Source organism: Pseudomonas sp. KD5, from assembly GCF_012932895.1.
Taxonomy (GTDB): domain Bacteria; phylum Pseudomonadota; class Gammaproteobacteria; order Pseudomonadales; family Pseudomonadaceae; genus Aquipseudomonas.
Genome location: NZ_JDWJ01000001.1, coordinates 745,086 through 760,751 on the forward strand (window position 1 = coordinate 745,086; position 15,666 = coordinate 760,751).

The window sequence follows — 15,666 nt, forward strand, 5'->3', positions numbered from 1 at the left end:
AGTCGCCGGCAGCGATCCGCGTACTGCGGGCAATCAGTAGCGGTAGTCCAGTGTGGCCATCAGGTTGCGCGGGGCACCATAGGTCACGGTGTCGAAGTCACCCTTCTGCAAGGCGTACTTCTTGTCGAATAGGTTGTTGACGTTGAGGCCCAGGTCGATGTTCTCGCTCAGGGCGTAACGCCCCATCACCGAGGTCAGGGCATAGGCGCTCTGTTCGCCGCCCAGCGTGCTGGTGCCAACGCCCGGCGCCTGGTAAAAGCGGCTCTGCCACTTCACGCCTGTGCCCAGGGTCAGCTTGTTCCACGCGCCGGGCAGCCGGTAGGTGGTGAAGAACTGGGCCGTGGTGCGCGGTAGCTGGGAGTTCAGGCGCTCGCCGTCACCATCCTCGGCGGTGAAGTGGGCGATACCGGCGTAGATGTTCCAGCCATTGGCCAGCTCGCCCTGCAGGTCGAACTCGATGCCGCGAGACTTGGTGCCGTCGGCGCCGGTATAGGCGTTGGCTCCGCCTGGGGTGAACGCGCCGGGGACCAGCTGCGCGGCGTCGTCCATCTCAGTTTCGAACACCGCCACGGCGGCATTCAGGCGCCCGTCCAGGTAGGCGGCCTTGAGGCCGACTTCCTTGGTCTTGCCCTTGGACGGCGTGAGCACGTTGCCGGTCGTGTCGCGGAAGTCGGTTTGCGGGTTGAAGATTCCCGTGTAGCTGACGTAAGCCGAGTAGGTACTGTCGATGTCGTAGACCAGTCCGGCGTACGGGGTGAATTCGTTGTTCTTCTTGTAGTGCAGCGTGCTGCCGTTGGCGTCGTCGTCGACCTCGTAATAGTTCAGGCGCCCGCCGATGATGAGCTTCAGCGGATCGGCCAGGGAGAAGCGGGCCGCGCTATAGATGCCGCTCTGCTTGACCTCGGTGCGGGTCGGGATATGCGGTATGGCATCAAAGTTGGGCCGTGGCGTGCCTGGGCTCAGGGTATGGATGTTGATCGGCGTAAAGCCTGCGAAGAACGGCGCTACATCGTCCTGACTGGCCTTGCGGCGTGAACTTGTCGCGCCGACCACCAGGTCGTGCTGGCGGCCGAGCATTTCGAAGGGGCCCCTGGCCATCACGTCAAAGGTGTTCTGGCGGCTACGCCCCTCGGACGCCAGTGCAAACGGGAAGGCGCCCAGCCCCGTGGCGGGGTCAGGCCGGCCACCCAGGGAGACCAGTTCGGCTTCGGTTTCGGTGCGGTACTGGTTGAACACGCCCTTGAGCGTCCAGCCATTGTCGAAGCGGTGCTCGACTTCGGCAAAGGCCGTCTTCAGGGTGTTGTCGAAATGGCTCCAGTCCTGCCCATAGCTCTTGGAGCGGGAATAATCGATCTGCGAACCGTCGCTGTACCACAGCGGCAAGCCGCCCCAGGTGGCGCCCTTCGGCGTAATGTCCTGGTAGTCATAGCCCAGGCTCACCGTGGTATCGGCGGTCAGGTCGGCCTCGACGATGCCGTAGAACGCCTTGCGTTCGGGCTTGTAGCCGTCCAGGTAGGAGTTGCCGTCCTGATAGGTGCCTACCAGGCGCGCGCGGATGCGGCCGTCCTCGGTCAGCGGTGTGGATACGTCGCCCATGCCGCGGTGGGTATCCCAGCTCCCGGCGCCGAGGGAGGCGGATGCGGCGAATTCAGGTGTTGGCCGTTTGCGCACCAGGTTGATGGCGGCCGAAGGGTTTCCGGTGCCGGTCAGCAGGGCCGAGCCGCCACGCACCACCTCGACACGGTCATAGAACGCGGTGTCCAGGGCGCTGATGCCGCTGCCGTTGACGGTGTTGCCGATCACGGTGGGGATGCCGTCGTACTGCACGTTGTTAATCAGGAACCCCCGCGAATAGAAGCTGGTGCGCTCGCTGTCGGCCTGGCGCGCGGTGACACCGTTGGTGTTCTCCAACACGCTCTGCACCGTGTTGAGTTGCTGGTCGTCCATGCGCTGGCGCGTGATCACGGTCACCGCCTGGGGCGTTTCCTTCAGCGTCATCGGCAGGCGCGTCGCCGCTGTCGTCTCGCCGGTGGTGTAGGAGCCGGTTCCCTCGGTGGTCGCGTTGTTCATTTGGCCTGTCACGCTGATTGCCGGCAGGGCCACTTCCTTCTGGGAGGAGTCTGCTGCCTTGTTCTGCGGCTGCGCCGTCTCGGCGGCAAATGCGCCCGGCGCACTGAGCATAAGCGCTGCCGCAATCGCCGAGCCCAGCGCGCTGCAGGGCGCGTTTTTGAGGTGCCCGGCGAGCGGCGGACAGGCGACTGAATCGGCGCACAGAGCAAGAGACGAGCGAGACTTCCCTGTAATGGATGAAGCGTTCATTTAAGCAATACTCATTTGCATTTAGATGGCGCATTTAACAACAAAGGCAATGCGCCATGATGGTGAAATCAGGCCAGATTGTTATTCGATTCGGCCAATAATGATCGCGCCCTCCCGTTGGCCGTTTTGAGTAATAGTTATGGTTAATTACGTAATATGGTCGGCTTGCCAGGCGGACTGACGAGGGGGAAACGGCCGGCGTGACATGCGGCGATGTCGCCGTTGTGCGCGGTCGTCTTCATGGGCGAGCGGCGTTGCCGGGTGCGTGGGGGCTTCGCTGAAGTCCGCGGCTTTTTGATAAAGCAGCGCAGGCTTGCGTCAGGACAGGCGGATTGGATCAGAGGGCGATCGGATCGGGGAGCATGATTCCGGGCGCAGCTGCCGTCACCGCGCTGCCGGTGCGATCCGAAAGGTAGCGAGCCGGCGGCTTGCCCACCGCCTTGCGAAACATCGTGACGAAGCCGCTGGCGTTTTCGTAGCCCAGTTCCAGCGCCACCGTTTGCACGCTGTCACCCTTGGTCAGCCGTTGCAGCGCCAGGATCACGTGCAGCTGCCGACGCCAGCGCCCGAAGCTCATGCCAATTTCCTGCAGCAGCAGGCGGCTCATGCTGCGCTCGCTCATACCTATGCGCGTCGCCCAGGCGGTCTTCGACGTCTTGTCAGCCGGCGTCGCTAGGATCATTTCCGCGAGGCGACGCAAGCGTGGGTCGCGCGGCATGGGCAGGTGCAGGTCCTCCACCGGCGCCGCCACCAGCTCGTCAAGCAACACCGCCAGCAGCCGTTCCTCCCGTCCGCCTGGGGCGTACAGCTCGGGAACGGCGGTCGCCTTGAGCAGCAACTCGCGCAGCAGCGGCGATACCGAAATTGTGCAGCAGGTGGTCGGCAGATCCGGCGCGGCATCCTGCTCGACGAACAGGCAGTAGCACTCCACTTCACCGGAACCCCAGGCCGAGTGGGGCAGGTCGCCGGGGATCCACAAGGCGCACTGCGGCGGCACGATCCAGACGCCTTCTTCGATTTCGCAGTTGAGGATGCCGCGAACCGAGTAGATCAGCTGCGCCTTGCGGTGCTGATGCGTGGCATTTTCCCAGTCCTTGGCGACCAATGTGGCACTCAGAGCCACAACCGGCCGCGAGACGCTGTCGACGTCCATGGTGGAGGTCAGATCGGTAACGGCAATGCTCGACATGAGGTGTAGAGACTCGGATAGAAAAGGAGGCCTTGGCCTAGCTGGAAAGTATCACGAGCCACTAGTGTAATGACATCCGGCCATCCCTCCACATAGGAGCATGGATCCTCCTGGCAGGGGATAGGTCGATTCTCTCCACGACCTGCATCTGTTTCCAAGATCCTTGTGTCTAGACCTCCGCCAAGGTTTGGGGCAAATACGTGCTGCAGCGGCAGTTCACACTGAGCAATATCAAGTGGGTTCGTGACGCCTGGATTATGCCAGCACCAGGCACCGTTCAAACGAGTTATGGCTTTTGGACGAAAGCAGTCTCCTGCTAATGGCTGCTTTTGGCCGAATGCTGCCTGTTGCGTCGATCGGTTGAATCCACAACCCAAAGCTGACACTGTCCGCAGTCAGCTCCAAGCCTTCTCTCGATCCAGCAGGTTGTGGGCTATTCAGCGGCGCCACGACCCCTCGGGCAATTCGACCTGCCGATGCGCCGCAGCCAAGGCAACCTTCAGCCCCTCTTTATCCAGCGGTATGCAGTAGGCGGGTTTAGCCCGTTCGAATCGCCAGCTTTCATCAAGACTGCCCGCATCTACCGCGTCGAATCCAATCTCGTCCAACAACTTGATCACCAGCGCTTTCGCCGCCGGATCATCCGCCGCGATCGGCAGTGCGCGTCGGTCGGGCGCTGCTTTCGGGCGCGCGTCCTGCACCAGGTCCTGGGCGAGGATTGCATTGAACACCTTGACCACGCTGGAGTGGGGCAGATGCTCGGCGAGCAAGCGGCTGGTGGTGGTTTCGAATCGGTCGAGAGCGGCAATGTGACCGTCACGTTCCGGGTAGTAGTTATTGGCATCCAGCACGGTTTTACCCTCTAGCCACCTGGCTGGCACGCTTCGGTAATGCTCAAGAGGAATTGCCACGAGTACAACTTCGCCAAATTGTGCTGCGTCCTCGATAGTGCCGACCTGACTGCCAGGAATGCCACTGCGCACGCTGCTCATGGTCTGTGGCCCACGTGAATTGCTGAGCATCGCCTCGTGTCCCGCGGCGATGACCAATTGCGCCACTGCACGTCCGATGAAGCCTGCCCCAATAATGCCGATACGCATGTCCTTGCTCCGCTGCTAAAAAGAAGAAACCATGATGATTGCCAACCAATGGCAGATAAATAATCATCGGCTACTTAGTCTCGTTACCAGGAGTGTTGAATGATGGATCGTCTGACGAGCATGGGAGCGTTTGTGATGGCGGCGGAATCCGGCTCCTATGCCAGTGCTGCCGAGCGATTGGGCCTGTCGGCGCAGATGGTGGCCAAGCATGTTGCCGCGCTTGAGCAGCGGCTAGGTGCGCGGCTACTGAACCGTACCACCCGACGCCAGAGCCTGACTGAGTTGGGCAGTGCTTACTACGAACGCTGTAAGCACATTTTGAGCGAAGCTCAGGCTGCCGACTCCCTGGCGCAGATCATGAACGACACCCCGCGCGGCAAACTGAAAATCAGCGCTCCCGTAACGTTCGGCTCCTATAGCCTCATGCCCTTTGTGACGGAGTTTTTGCGTCAACACCCGGAAGTCGAAATCGATTTGCATTTGACCGATCGCTTCGTCGATCTGGTGGAGGAGGGTTATGAAGTGACTTTCAGAATTGGCCCGTTGACCGCGTCCAGTTTGACCGCCAGGCCGTTGGCACCTTATCGGTTGGTAGCCTGTGCGGCACCGAGCTACCTGACCGACCGCGGAGTGCCGCAAATACCGGATGATCTGAAGAACCATGAGTGTCTGGGGTATGCCTATTGGTCCCGGCCGGCCGACCGCGAATGGGTATTCTGCAAAGGCTCCGCAGTTGAACGGGTACAAGTCGCCAGTCGATTGCAGGTCAACGAGAGCAAAGCGCTGCTGTCGGCAGCGCTGGACGGGTTCGGGATTGTCCTTGGTCCCGAAGACTTTCTTGAGCCCGCGTTGCGCAGCGGCGAGTTGGTTCGACTGTTAGCTGATTACGAAGCACCGAGCCGACAAATGCATTTGCTCTACACGGCCAATCGTCAGAGAACAGCCAAACTCCGACGATTTATCGAGGCTGCGCTCGCCCGCTTTGGTGCTCCTTGAGCAGGCTTTTGAGTTGTCTCAGCCGCATTGAATTGTGATTGATCTCGGCCTTGTGTATTCCGCGGTAGCGAGGGTTCATAGGCTTGACCTGAAGCTAGCCGGCAAAAGAAGCTGCGCCTTAACTGACAGGCATTTACCAAAGCGCCAGGGTGTAGCTGAGGATCAAGCGGTTCTCATCCAGATCATTACCGAAGTTCGAACGCACCGACGCGTTGCGCCATTTGAGGCCCAGCCCTTTCAGCGTACCGTCCTGCACCACGTAAGCGATATCGGTGTTGCGCTCCCATTCCTTGCCTTCACCTGGCGCTGCGCGTTGCACATTGTCGCCAGAGATGTAGCGGGTCATAAAACTCAGCCCCGGCACACCGAGTGCGGCAAAGTTGTAGTCGTAGCGTGCTTGCCAGGAATGCTCGTCGATGTTGGCGAAGTCGCCGATCTGCACGAAGTTGACCAGGAATGGATCGCTGCGCCCAATATACGGAAACGGATCGTCGCCGCTCATGCGTTGGTAGCCGAAGCCCAGGGCATGGCCACCAAGGCTGTAGGTAAACAGTGCACCAAAGGCCTTGTTGTCGAGCTTACGGAAGCTGCCGTCTTCGGTACTGCGCGCATAGCGCACGTCGCTCTTGAGCGACTGGCCCTTGCCCAGGTCCAGCAAGTGCACCAGCCCGAGGTAGTTCTGCTGGTAGATATTCTCCAACGTGCCATAGCGGTACTGCGCAGTCAGGTTTGGCATGAACTGATAGTCAGCCCCGGCAAACTGGAACTTGTCGCTTTGCCCGCCGATGCGGTTGGCGGTCATGTTCTGATAATTAGTGGAGTCAACGACATTGATCTGTGTGAGTTGACCGGCTGTGAGCTTCAAACGGTCGATTTCCTGCACATTGACCATGCCGCCCTTGAAGGTTGACGGCAACAAACGAGTGTCATTGGAGTTCACTACCGGGTCCTTGATTTGCAAAGTCCCAAGCTTCAGGGTGCTGTTGGACAAGCGCACTTTGGCGGTCATGCCCAATTTGCTGTAGCTATTCTGGGAGCCACCGGACAAATCCGCCGGCAACAGATTGGTGCCCGCCGTCCCCCCACCGGAGTCCAGTTTGAAACCGGCCATGCCCAAGGCATCCAGGCCAAAGCCCAGAGTGCCGGCGGTGTAACCGGACTCCATCCGCAACAGGAAACCCTGCGCCCATTCCTCTGCCTTGTCCCGCGAACCTGCCTGGCGGAAATCGCGATTGAAATAGAAGTTGCGCGCTTCGAGACTGCCTTTACTGTCGGCAATGAAATCCGCCTGGGCAGCCGGTGCACAGAACAGGCTCAAGCCGAGCAATGTGCCAACCGGGACGTACACGCGCTGGGTGGAAATGAAATCGTTCATGCCATGCTCCTTTTGCAGGCGCGAGCGAACCCTCTCGGGGGCGTTGCCGCTCGCGACCGATGTTGTCGATAAGAAATGGATCAGCGACGTCTGAGCAGTCTTGCTCAGACGTGTCGAGGCTCAGGACTCGAGTTGTCGACCGCGGGTTTCCGGCAGACTCAGCGCCGCCAGAATCACCACGCCATAAGCACCTGCTGCGAAGATTCCGATACCCGTACCAATTGGCAGCTTGTCGCTCAGCGCACCGATGAACAACGGGAACAGCGCGGCGATGGAGCGTCCGGCGTTGTAGCAGAAGCCCTGGCCCGAACCACGCATGCGAGTCGGAAACAACTCAGTGAGAAAAGCCCCCATGCCGGCGAAGATGCCCGAGGCGAAAAAGCCCAGCGGGAACCCGAGCCAGAGCATCAAGCTGTTATCGATGGGCAACTGGGTGTAGGCCAGGACTATCGCCATGGAGCCGACAGCGAACAGGATGAAGTTCTTCTTGCGACCGATGGCATCGGTCAGCAGTGCACTGGTCACATAACCAATGTACGAACCGACGATAACCATCGCCAGATATCCCCCGGTGCCGAGCACGCTCAGGCCCCGTTCGGTTTTCAGGTAGGTCGGCAACCAGGTGGTAATCGCGTAGTAGCCGCCCAGTGCGCCGGTGGTCAGCAACGACGCACGCAAGGTGGTGCTGAGCATCCGTGGTGCGAAGATTTCGAAGAACGCCCACGGCGAATCCTGCTCGGGTTTGGCCTTGCGCTCGCGCCGGGTGTGCTCAAAGGTGTCCGATTCCTTGACCAGCCGGCGAATCACCAGCACAAACAACGCCGGCACCAACCCGATCATGAACAGCGCCCGCCAGGCTTCTTCCGGCGGTAGAAAGCTGAACAACCCGGCATAGAGCAACGCCGTCAGCCCCCAACCCAGAGCCCACCCGGCCTGCACCATGCCTACCGCTTTGCCCCGATCCTGTGAGCGAATCACTTCGCCGATCAGCACCGCGCCCGCCGTCCATTCACCACCGAAGCCAAAGCCCATCAACGTCCGGGCCACCAGCAATTGCTCGTAGTTCTGCGCCAGCCCACACAAAAAGGTGAAGAACGCGAACCACAGGACCGTCAGTTGCAGGGTTCGTACCCGGCCGATGCGGTCGGACAAAATCCCGGCAACCCACCCGCCTGCCGCCGAGGCCAGCAGCGTACAGGTGCCGATCATTCCGGCATCCCCCTTGGAGATGCCCCAGGTGGCGATCAGCGTAGGAATAACGAAACTCAGCATCTGAGTGTCCATGCCGTCCAGGGCATAGCCGATTTTGCAGCTCCAGAATGTGCGTTTTTCATTTTTTGACAGAGGGCCGTACCAACTGAACGGGCCGGCGCGGCCCGTGCCTGAAGGCACGCTGTCAATTATGGTCTTTTCCATAGGGGTTCCTGCGGCAGCAAGCGAAGATGACGGACACGCCTCATTATTTTTTTGTGAAGGCGGTGTCGTGGGGGGGGCAGACGCAGTGGCTGCGTCATGGCGTGGATTCTTCGCGCCGAGGCAGAATGGCGTCAAACGGGAAAAAAGCGAGGTTGCACATAAGAAAATTTGATACCTGCGCGACGGCTTCTGGAGTAACAATTGCCGGGTGCCGAACATGTTTCCCTGTGGGAGAGCAGTGTCCGCACTCCCACATACAAAAGCTGCGAAAGCCACGAGAGTCGCCATGAACCTCAAATTTCTCGAAACCTTCGTCTGGGTTGCCCGACTGCAAAGCTTCAGCCTGACCGCGGAGAAAATGTTCAGCACTCAGGCCGCTATCTCCAGCCGGATTGCCTCGCTGGAAGAGGAGTTGGGCCTGCGCTTGTTCGTGCGTGATTCGCGTGGGGTGTCGCTAACACCCGAAGGTGTGAAAGTGCTCGACTATGCCGAGCAGATGCTTGAGGTTCAGCGAGCGTTGAAGCACTCGCTGGACAACACCAGCCAGCAGCAGGGCCTGGTGCGTATCGGCGTGATGGATACGGTGATCCACACCTGGCTCAGCCCGTTCATGTCGACCTTGATGCAGACTTTCCCCACCGTGGAAATCGAGATCAACGCCGACGCCGCGCGCAACCTGTGCGACCAGTTGCAAAAGGGCTATCTGGACATCGTTTTCCAGACTGACCTGATCCGCCACGAAAGCGTACGTAATCTCGAACTGGCGCACTATCCCATGCACTGGATCGCCGCCAGCAACTCGATCTATGCCCGACCCTTTGCCTCCCTTGCCGAGTTGGCCAGTGAGCGCATCATCACCTTCGTTAAAAACTCACGACCTCATCAGGATGTACTCAACCTTCTGCACGCCCATGGCATCAGTACGCCGCGAGTCAGTTGCGTCAACTCTGTTTCGGCCATGACCCGGTTGATTCGAGACGGCTTCGGTATTGGCGCATTACCGGCCGCATTAGTGGCTAAGCCCTTGGCCAGTGGCGAGCTGATTCAGCTGGAACCGGGCACAAGCTTGCCGCAATTGGATGTCGTGGCTTCGTGGCGCGCCGGGGTCGGCCTGGAATTGATCGAGAGCATCGTAAACATGAGCCGCCAAGTGGTTTGCCAATACGCTGAAGATGTCGGCCCGCTTCGAATGGTTCCAACGCCCGGTCTCAACAGTCGACAGCCCCTTGAATAACTATTAGTTGTTCGGGGGTAACAACATTCCTAGTTGGACGGCGTCGTCATGGTTTTCTAAAAAGAGTCATCGAACCTGAAGAGATGCCGTGATGAATCAGTCAGTCCTGTCCTTTGAGCAATTGCAGCAGCGTTCCCCTCTGGCCCTGCGCCAAAGCATCGCCGCCGGGCAATATCGGGACCACACCAGCGGTCTGGCCCAAGGTCGGGTGCAAGCCAATATCGTGATTCTGCCCAATGATTGGGCTAACGAATTTCTCCGGTATTGCACGCTCAATCGGCAGGCGTGTCCGGTGCTCGACGTTACCGAGCCGGGTGATCCGCATTTTCGTAATCTCGGGACGGCCATTGATATCCGCCATGACGTGCCCCGATACAGGGTCTATCGCCATGGCGAGTTGAGCGAAGAACCGTCGGATATCGAGCATTTGTGGCAGGACGATATGGTTGCCTTTGCCCTCGGCTGCTCGTTCTCTTTTGAACAACCCCTGCTTGAGGCTGGTATCCGCCTCAGGCACATAGATCTGGGGCGCAATGTCGCGATGTTCCGGACCAACATCGACACACGCTCCACCGCTCGCCTGTCTGGCAAAATGGTGGTGAGCATGCGCCCGATGAAAGCCGCCGCGGCGATCCAGGCGATTCAGATCACCGCACGCATGCCCAATGTCCATGGGGCGCCCGTACACATCGGTGATCCGGCGCTGATCGGCATTCATTCGCTAAGCAGCCCGGACTACGGCGATGCCGTACCGATCGAGGCCGACGAAATCCCGGTGTTCTGGGCCTGCGGCGTGACCCCGCAATCGGTGGTGCAAGCTTCACGTCCGCCGCTGTGCATCACCCATGCGCCCGGTTGCATGCTGGTGACGGATTTATGGAATAGTGCTTTGTAAAGGCGTACGGGCTCATGTGTCATAGTCATGTGAGCCTCGAATGAGGCGGCTCTCAACCCAGTATGGATACGACGGACAAACAATGAACACTGCTCAACTATCGATTCGACAGTACATCAAAGCCAAGGACGGCAACCGTCCACATTTGTTAGACCAGGCCTTTGCGCCAGACGCGATACTGGACATGGTCGTGCACACCGGATCCATCTCGTTTCCACCCCACGTCGAAGGCCTTGGGCCTATCGGTGATGTGCTGGTCAGGCGGTTCGGCCAGACCTTCGAAAACGTCTATACCTTCTGCCTGGGACACCCGCCTGAACCGCAGGCCAAAACCTTCCAGTGCAAATGGCTGGTTGGCATGTCCGACAAGCACTCCGGCGACGCCCGGGTCGGTTGCGGTCTGTATGAATGGCAGTTCAGCCCCGAGTCGGGACTTGTCCAGAGGCTCACTATCACCATTGAGCACATGAAAACCCTGCCAGCGACTGATCTGCACTGCATCATGGAGTGGCTATCGCATCTGGATTACCCATGGTGCTGCCCGCAAGCGTTAGTGAGCAATGCTCCAGACATAGACACGCTTGAAGAGGTGATCCAGTACGTGAAACAGAGCTGATCGCGTTAGCTCAATAGCCGCTCGACCTGCGCCAACTCCCAGGTGCTCAGCAAGCTGACCGGGTCTGTACCGTAACGCCAGGCCTGGAGTGTTCCCTCGCGACCGTCCGGGCTCCGGCAGTGTTGGCAGTGGTGCAAGCGGTCGCCGTCGAAGTCGAGGGTCAGACGCCAGCCTTCGATATCGACCTGTACCTGACCGGGTTCACACGGTTCGTGGAGGCGCCGCAACGGGAGGACTTCCAGGGCGGCGTCTCGCAGGCGTTGGCAGACTTCGCGGGCGGTGAGGGCGGGTATCGGGGTTAGGCTCTGCAAGGTCATTCTCATTCTTGGGAGTGGCTTTTGGAGCATTGTAACGAGACACGCCGGCGTCATATCACCGGATACGGATTTTCGGCGTCACGGACATGCCGACTCGCAGCTTCGCCGCCGCGGGCTGATCGGGATCGATGCGAATGCGTACAGGCAAGCGCTGGACGATTTTCGTGAAGTTGCCAGTGGCGTTGTGTGGCGCAACGGCGGAGTAGGTGACTCCGCTGGCCGGCCCCAGGCTGTCCACCGTTCCTTGCAGCGTCTCGCCCGGCAAGGCATCCACCTCGATATCCACGGCTTGACCCTTTTGTACGCGCGCCAGTTGCGTCTCCCTGTAGTTGGCCGTGACATAGACGGCATCGAGCGGAACAATCGCCAGCAAGGGTTTCCCTGCATTGACGAAGGCACCGATACGTACCGATTTCTGCCCGATCGTGCCGCCGATCGGCGCAGTGATGCGGGTATAAGAAAGTTTCAGCTCTGCGGTGGCTTGTGCGGCTTGCGCGTGGGCAAGAGCCGCCCTGGCTTTCTCCAGATCAGCTTTCAGGATATCCACTTGTTGCCGAGCGGCCTGTAAACCCGCCTGGCTCGTTTCCCCACGGGCCTGTTGAATGCTCAATTGCGCTTCGGCCTGTTGCCGCGCTTGCACCGTTCCCGAGCCGTCGGTGGCCAGGTTGCGATAACGGGTCTGATTGACGCTAGCCAGCTTGAGCGCAGCGTCGTCTGCGGCAACGGCCGCTTGGGCCTGGCGGATGGCGGTTTCCTGCTGAATCAGGTGCGCTTGCAGGCTGGCGATGCCGGCCCGGGCACTGGCGACCTCGGCCTTTGCCGCGTTCAGGGCCGCAACGAAATCACGGTCGTCAATGATCGCGAGTAGATCGCCTTTCTTGACCAGCTGGTTGTCTTCGACCATCACTGAGTCGACCGTTCCCGACACCTGCGGTGCAACCGTGGTGAAGTCGGCGAGGACGTAGGCATCGTCCGTGGACTGGGTCGATGCGCTGGATTCGGGGCGATTGAGATAGAGAACACCGCCGATCGCCACTGCAAGCAGTAGCACCGCACTGATGATCCTGGCTTTCTTTGGCAAGGCCATGATGAGTTATCCGTGTGAGGAAGATGAAGGAGAGGTAGAGGGTGAGGCCGCGCGCACGTCGGGTGCGGGGATGTAGGTCAGCCGCAGCACCAGAGGAATCAACACCAGCGCCAGAATGCCCAGCACGCGATAGGCGTCGGCGATCGACAGCACCTGGGACTGCTGGCCGATGAGGTCCATCAATTGGGACGGCTCAAGCGCCAGGGCGTTATCTGTCAGGGCCGCATGGTCCAGCAGCATTTCCCCATGGAAACGACCGCGCACGGTCATCAGCTGTCCGACCACTGCCGCACCGGCCAATGAACCGAAGGCGCGCAGGGTGTTGATGGTGCCGGACACATAAGGTCCTTCGGGGGGCTGCACAACGCTGGTGACCAGAAACAGCATCGATACCACCGCCATTGGCTGGCCGAAGGCTTGCAGCGTTTGCACCACGACGAACTGCTCGCGGTTCCAGTCGGAGGTCAATTGCGCGCCGCAAAAACACGCCAGCGCGATCAACAACAACCCCAAGGCGAACACGAGGCGCGCATCGATCCACTTCTGATACAGCAGCAGCGCCACGACAGGCCCCAGGACCAGTTGCGGTAAGGCGACGATCAGACCGATCGATGCCATTTGCAGGGGGCGGTAGTTCTGCAACGGGCCCAGAAAGCTGGCCGGCAAGAGCGAGCTGGACATCAGCACCACCAACAGGCAGAAGAACAGAGTGCAGCCCAGTCCCAGGTTGCGGCGGCCGAGGATCTGCAATTTGATGAACGGCGAGGGGTGATACCACTCAGTCAGCAGGTAGACGGCCAGCAGGGCCAGCCCGGCCACCAGCGATAACGTGATCAAGGGCGAATGAAACCAGTCCAGCCGCACGCCTTGATCCAGTGCAACGGTGATCAAACCGAGCGCGGGCACACCGCAAGCCATGCCAGACCAATTGGCTTGCCCAAAGCGTGCGATCTGAATGGGCTCCCGCGGCAATCCCCATCCGACCAACAATCCGGCGATGAGGGCCAGGGGAATGATCTGCCAGTACACCCAGCGCCAGTCGAACAGCCCATCCGTCCAGTACCCGGCCAGCCAGATCGAGAGATTGGGCGCGAAGGTCGCGGTCATCGCATACAGCGCCAGCCCATACAGCCGGATGGGCGCTGGCAGGAATTTCAGCGCCGCCATCATCAGCAACGGAATCGTCGTGCCGCAGGCAATGCCTTGCACAAAGCGCAAGGTCAGCAGCAGGTTCAGATCGTGGATGAAGGGCAGGATCACCGCCAGCAGCGCACAACTGCCGAGCATCCACAGCTCGAAGCGGCGCAGCGAAAGCGTAATGGCGAACCATGCCGCAAAGGGCATGGCAATCAGTTCCCCGGCGCTGTACGCGGTGGTCAGCCAGGAGGCATCGTCGAGGCCAAAACCGAGTGCACCACGTACATCGGCCAACGCCAATGCGCCGACGCGGGTGTTCAACCCAGCCATCATGGCTGCGATGAAAATCCCGACGAGACCTGCCATTGGGCGTATCGAGGGATTGGCCACGGGCGTTGTGGTAGCAGGGACGTCCGCTGGCGACAGTGCGACTCCGTTCATTGGTCGGCCTTCGAGGGTGAAACGACCGGAGGCGCGAGGGCAACCGATGGAGGTGCCGTCGAATGATCGATGCCAGCCTGTGGGTCCCAACCGCCACCCAGCGACTTGTAGAGGTTGACCACGGTGAGCGTGGCGTTGGTCGCGCTGTCGTTGAGACTGGTTTGGCTGGCAAGCACATTGAGCTGCGCCGTCAGTACGCTCAGATAGTCCGTAGCGCCTTGCTGATAGCCGCGTTCGGCAGACTGCAGTGCTTGCTTGTTCTGTTCATACGAATCCAGCAATTCAGCGTGCCGGCGTTGTTGGGCCGCCCAGGCATCCAGGGCGTTGTCCACTTCATGCCAGGCTCGCAATACCGTTTGCCGATAAGCCAGCGCGGCGGTTTTTTGCCGTGATTCGTTCAGGGCCAGGCGCTGCGTCAACCGCCCCCCGTGGAAGATCGGAAGGTAAACCGTCGGGCCGACGGAAAAGAAGCGCGAGTCCCAACTCGCGAGATCGCCGCTTTCAAAAGCTTCCACACCGACTTTTCCTTTCAAGCCGATACGCGGGTAGAAATCAGCCTTGGCCACACCGATGGCGGCTGTCGCGGCATGCAGCTGGGCTTCGGCGCGCAGGATGTCGGGTCGCCGGTGAGCCAGTTCAGAAGAGACGCCGACCGGTACGCGAGTCGGCAGCGAAGGCAAGGGCATGGCTTGACGCAGTTGCGCATCGAGTGCGCGCGGCTGCTCTCCCAACAGCAACGCCAGTGCATTCATCAGGGCGTTGCGGCGCTGGGTCAGATCGGGAACCAAGGCTTTGATCGTCGCCAATTGCGCGCGAGCGGACGAGGTTTCGAAGCGCGTCGCGACGCCGTTACGCTCGCGGCTTTCGGCCAGGCCGAGGGTGCGTTCGGCAATCCTCAGATTTTGCTGCGCAATGTCCAGTTGTGCCTGCGTTCCGCGCAACTGCAAATAGGTGCGCGCCACTTCGGCGGACAAAGCTACCCGTGCCGCTTCGCGGTCATACACCGTGGCTTCCAGGGTCGCTGCAGCACCTTCGCGCGTGCGCTGGGTACGGCCCCACAGATCGAGCTCCCAACTGGCATCGAATCCAAGCTGCCAGAAATTATCGGGGGCAGTAGGCGCTCCCAGGGCGGCGAACTTGCCATGTTCGCTGAGCCCCTCACGCGTGTAGCTGGCATTGGCCGCCACGCTGGGCAGCAACTGCGAGGAGGCGATGCCCAGTTGCGCCCGGCTTTGTTCAATGCGTTCGGAGGCTATGAGCAGATCAAGGTTGTCAGCCTGCGCACGTGATTGCAGCTCGGCGAGCACGGCGTCGTTGAACAACAACCACCACTGGGAGGGCACTGCGGCGTCGGAAGTCAGGGGGACGCTTGGGTGGTCCTGTCTGGGCGCTAGCACCACTTCGCGAAGACCATTCTCAGGCTTCACGAAATCGGGGCCGACCATGCAGCCGGCCAGCGAAACTGCGCCTAGGGTTGCGATTGCGCACTGCCGTAATTGTGAAAGCAGCCGTTGTGAGGTCATTGCAGCGTCCTGTCGAGGAAG

13 protein-coding genes are annotated in these 15,666 nt (G+C 60.3%); 4 read left to right on the forward strand and 9 right to left on the reverse strand.

Annotated elements, in window-relative coordinates; all coding sequences use genetic code 11:
* Nucleotides 1-33 precede the first annotated feature (33 nt).
* The 3 genes from AF70_RS03360 to AF70_RS03370 all read right to left on the reverse strand — a co-directional run bounded on the left by AF70_RS03360 (nt 34) and on the right by AF70_RS03370 (nt 4,608).
* Nucleotides 34-2,181, reverse strand: a complete 2,148-nt coding sequence (locus AF70_RS03360; RefSeq protein ID WP_231508989.1) for a TonB-dependent siderophore receptor — start codon at nt 2,179-2,181, stop codon at nt 34-36.
* Nucleotides 2,182-2,656: 475 nt separating this feature from the next.
* Nucleotides 2,657-3,508: a helix-turn-helix domain-containing protein gene (locus tag AF70_RS03365; RefSeq protein ID WP_028941359.1), complete on the reverse strand. Its 852-nt coding sequence runs from the start codon at nt 3,506-3,508 to the stop codon at nt 2,657-2,659.
* Between the two features lie 437 nt (nt 3,509-3,945).
* On the reverse strand, nt 3,946-4,608 hold the full coding sequence (locus AF70_RS03370) for an NADPH-dependent F420 reductase (RefSeq protein ID WP_019580204.1): 663 nt from the start codon (nt 4,606-4,608) through the stop codon (nt 3,946-3,948).
* A gap of 99 nt (nt 4,609-4,707) precedes the next feature.
* Here AF70_RS03370 and AF70_RS03375 point away from each other — a divergent pair, with 99 nt between their 5' ends.
* The gene (locus AF70_RS03375; RefSeq protein WP_178119827.1) at nt 4,708-5,604 is read left to right on the forward strand and encodes a LysR family transcriptional regulator; all 897 of its coding nucleotides are present in this window, start codon (nt 4,708-4,710) and stop codon (nt 5,602-5,604) included.
* A gap of 133 nt (nt 5,605-5,737) precedes the next feature.
* Here the strand turns inward: AF70_RS03375 and AF70_RS03380 are convergent, their stop codons facing one another.
* Both AF70_RS03380 and AF70_RS03385 read right to left on the reverse strand, forming a co-directional pair.
* Nucleotides 5,738-6,979, reverse strand: coding sequence for an OprD family porin (locus tag AF70_RS03380; RefSeq protein ID WP_019580206.1), 1,242 nt, complete (start codon nt 6,977-6,979; stop codon nt 5,738-5,740).
* Nucleotides 6,980-7,099: 120 nt separating this feature from the next.
* Complete coding sequence (locus tag AF70_RS03385; protein WP_019580207.1) at nt 7,100-8,395, reverse strand: MFS transporter; 1,296 nt, start codon at nt 8,393-8,395, stop codon at nt 7,100-7,102.
* A gap of 286 nt (nt 8,396-8,681) precedes the next feature.
* Here AF70_RS03385 and AF70_RS03390 point away from each other — a divergent pair, with 286 nt between their 5' ends.
* The 3 genes from AF70_RS03390 (at nt 8,682) to AF70_RS03400 (ending at nt 11,140) form a co-directional block, all read left to right on the forward strand.
* Nucleotides 8,682-9,629, forward strand: coding sequence for a LysR family transcriptional regulator (locus AF70_RS03390; protein WP_018930034.1), 948 nt, complete (start codon nt 8,682-8,684; stop codon nt 9,627-9,629).
* 91 nt (nt 9,630-9,720) lie between these two features.
* A complete protein-coding gene (locus tag AF70_RS03395; protein ID WP_026286717.1) occupies nt 9,721-10,524 on the forward strand; it encodes a putative hydro-lyase in 804 nt (267 codons plus the stop codon).
* Between the two features lie 82 nt (nt 10,525-10,606).
* The gene (locus AF70_RS03400; protein ID WP_019580208.1) at nt 10,607-11,140 is read left to right on the forward strand and encodes a hypothetical protein; all 534 of its coding nucleotides are present in this window, start codon (nt 10,607-10,609) and stop codon (nt 11,138-11,140) included.
* A gap of 5 nt (nt 11,141-11,145) precedes the next feature.
* Here the strand turns inward: AF70_RS03400 and AF70_RS03405 are convergent, their stop codons facing one another.
* From AF70_RS03405 to AF70_RS03420, 4 genes are all read right to left on the reverse strand, one after another.
* Entirely contained in the window at nt 11,146-11,457 is a 312-nt protein-coding gene (locus AF70_RS03405) for a hypothetical protein (RefSeq protein WP_019580209.1), read from the reverse strand.
* Nucleotides 11,458-11,512: 55 nt separating this feature from the next.
* Nucleotides 11,513-12,544, reverse strand: coding sequence for an HlyD family secretion protein (locus AF70_RS03410; RefSeq protein WP_019580210.1), 1,032 nt, complete (start codon nt 12,542-12,544; stop codon nt 11,513-11,515).
* A gap of 6 nt (nt 12,545-12,550) precedes the next feature.
* Nucleotides 12,551-14,047, reverse strand: coding sequence for an MFS transporter (locus tag AF70_RS03415; protein WP_155954679.1), 1,497 nt, complete (start codon nt 14,045-14,047; stop codon nt 12,551-12,553).
* Between the two features lie 71 nt (nt 14,048-14,118).
* Nucleotides 14,119-15,645 carry an efflux transporter outer membrane subunit gene (locus AF70_RS03420; RefSeq protein ID WP_028941362.1) on the reverse strand — a complete coding sequence of 509 codons (1,527 nt, stop codon included), beginning with the start codon at nt 15,643-15,645 and terminating at the stop codon, nt 14,119-14,121.
* Between the last annotated feature and the right edge of the window lie 21 nt (nt 15,646-15,666).

Bases quoted from the DNA above. Each gene is read 5' to 3' on its own strand.
- AF70_RS03365 (WP_028941359.1), bottom strand. From the start codon at position 3,508: ATGTCGAGCATTGCCGTTACCGATCTGACCTCCACCATGGACGTCGAC.
- AF70_RS03370 (WP_019580204.1), bottom strand. From the start codon at position 4,608: ATGCGTATCGGCATTATTGGGGCAGGCTTCATCGGACGTGCAGTGGCG.
- AF70_RS03395 (WP_026286717.1), top strand. From the start codon at position 9,721: ATGAATCAGTCAGTCCTGTCCTTTGAGCAATTGCAGCAGCGTTCCCCT.
- AF70_RS03405 (WP_019580209.1), bottom strand. From the start codon at position 11,457: ATGACCTTGCAGAGCCTAACCCCGATACCCGCCCTCACCGCCCGCGAA.
- AF70_RS03420 (WP_028941362.1), bottom strand. From the start codon at position 15,645: ATGACCTCACAACGGCTGCTTTCACAATTACGGCAGTGCGCAATCGCA.
- AF70_RS03410 (WP_019580210.1), bottom strand. From the start codon at position 12,544: ATGGCCTTGCCAAAGAAAGCCAGGATCATCAGTGCGGTGCTACTGCTT.
- AF70_RS03375 (WP_178119827.1), top strand. From the start codon at position 4,708: ATGATGGATCGTCTGACGAGCATGGGAGCGTTTGTGATGGCGGCGGAA.
- AF70_RS03400 (WP_019580208.1), top strand. From the start codon at position 10,607: ATGAACACTGCTCAACTATCGATTCGACAGTACATCAAAGCCAAGGAC.
- AF70_RS03415 (WP_155954679.1), bottom strand. From the start codon at position 14,047: ATGGCAGGTCTCGTCGGGATTTTCATCGCAGCCATGATGGCTGGGTTG.
- AF70_RS03380 (WP_019580206.1), bottom strand. From the start codon at position 6,979: ATGAACGATTTCATTTCCACCCAGCGCGTGTACGTCCCGGTTGGCACA.
- AF70_RS03360 (WP_231508989.1), bottom strand. From the start codon at position 2,181: ATGCTCAGTGCGCCGGGCGCATTTGCCGCCGAGACGGCGCAGCCGCAG.
- AF70_RS03385 (WP_019580207.1), bottom strand. From the start codon at position 8,395: ATGGAAAAGACCATAATTGACAGCGTGCCTTCAGGCACGGGCCGCGCC.
- AF70_RS03390 (WP_018930034.1), top strand. From the start codon at position 8,682: ATGAACCTCAAATTTCTCGAAACCTTCGTCTGGGTTGCCCGACTGCAA.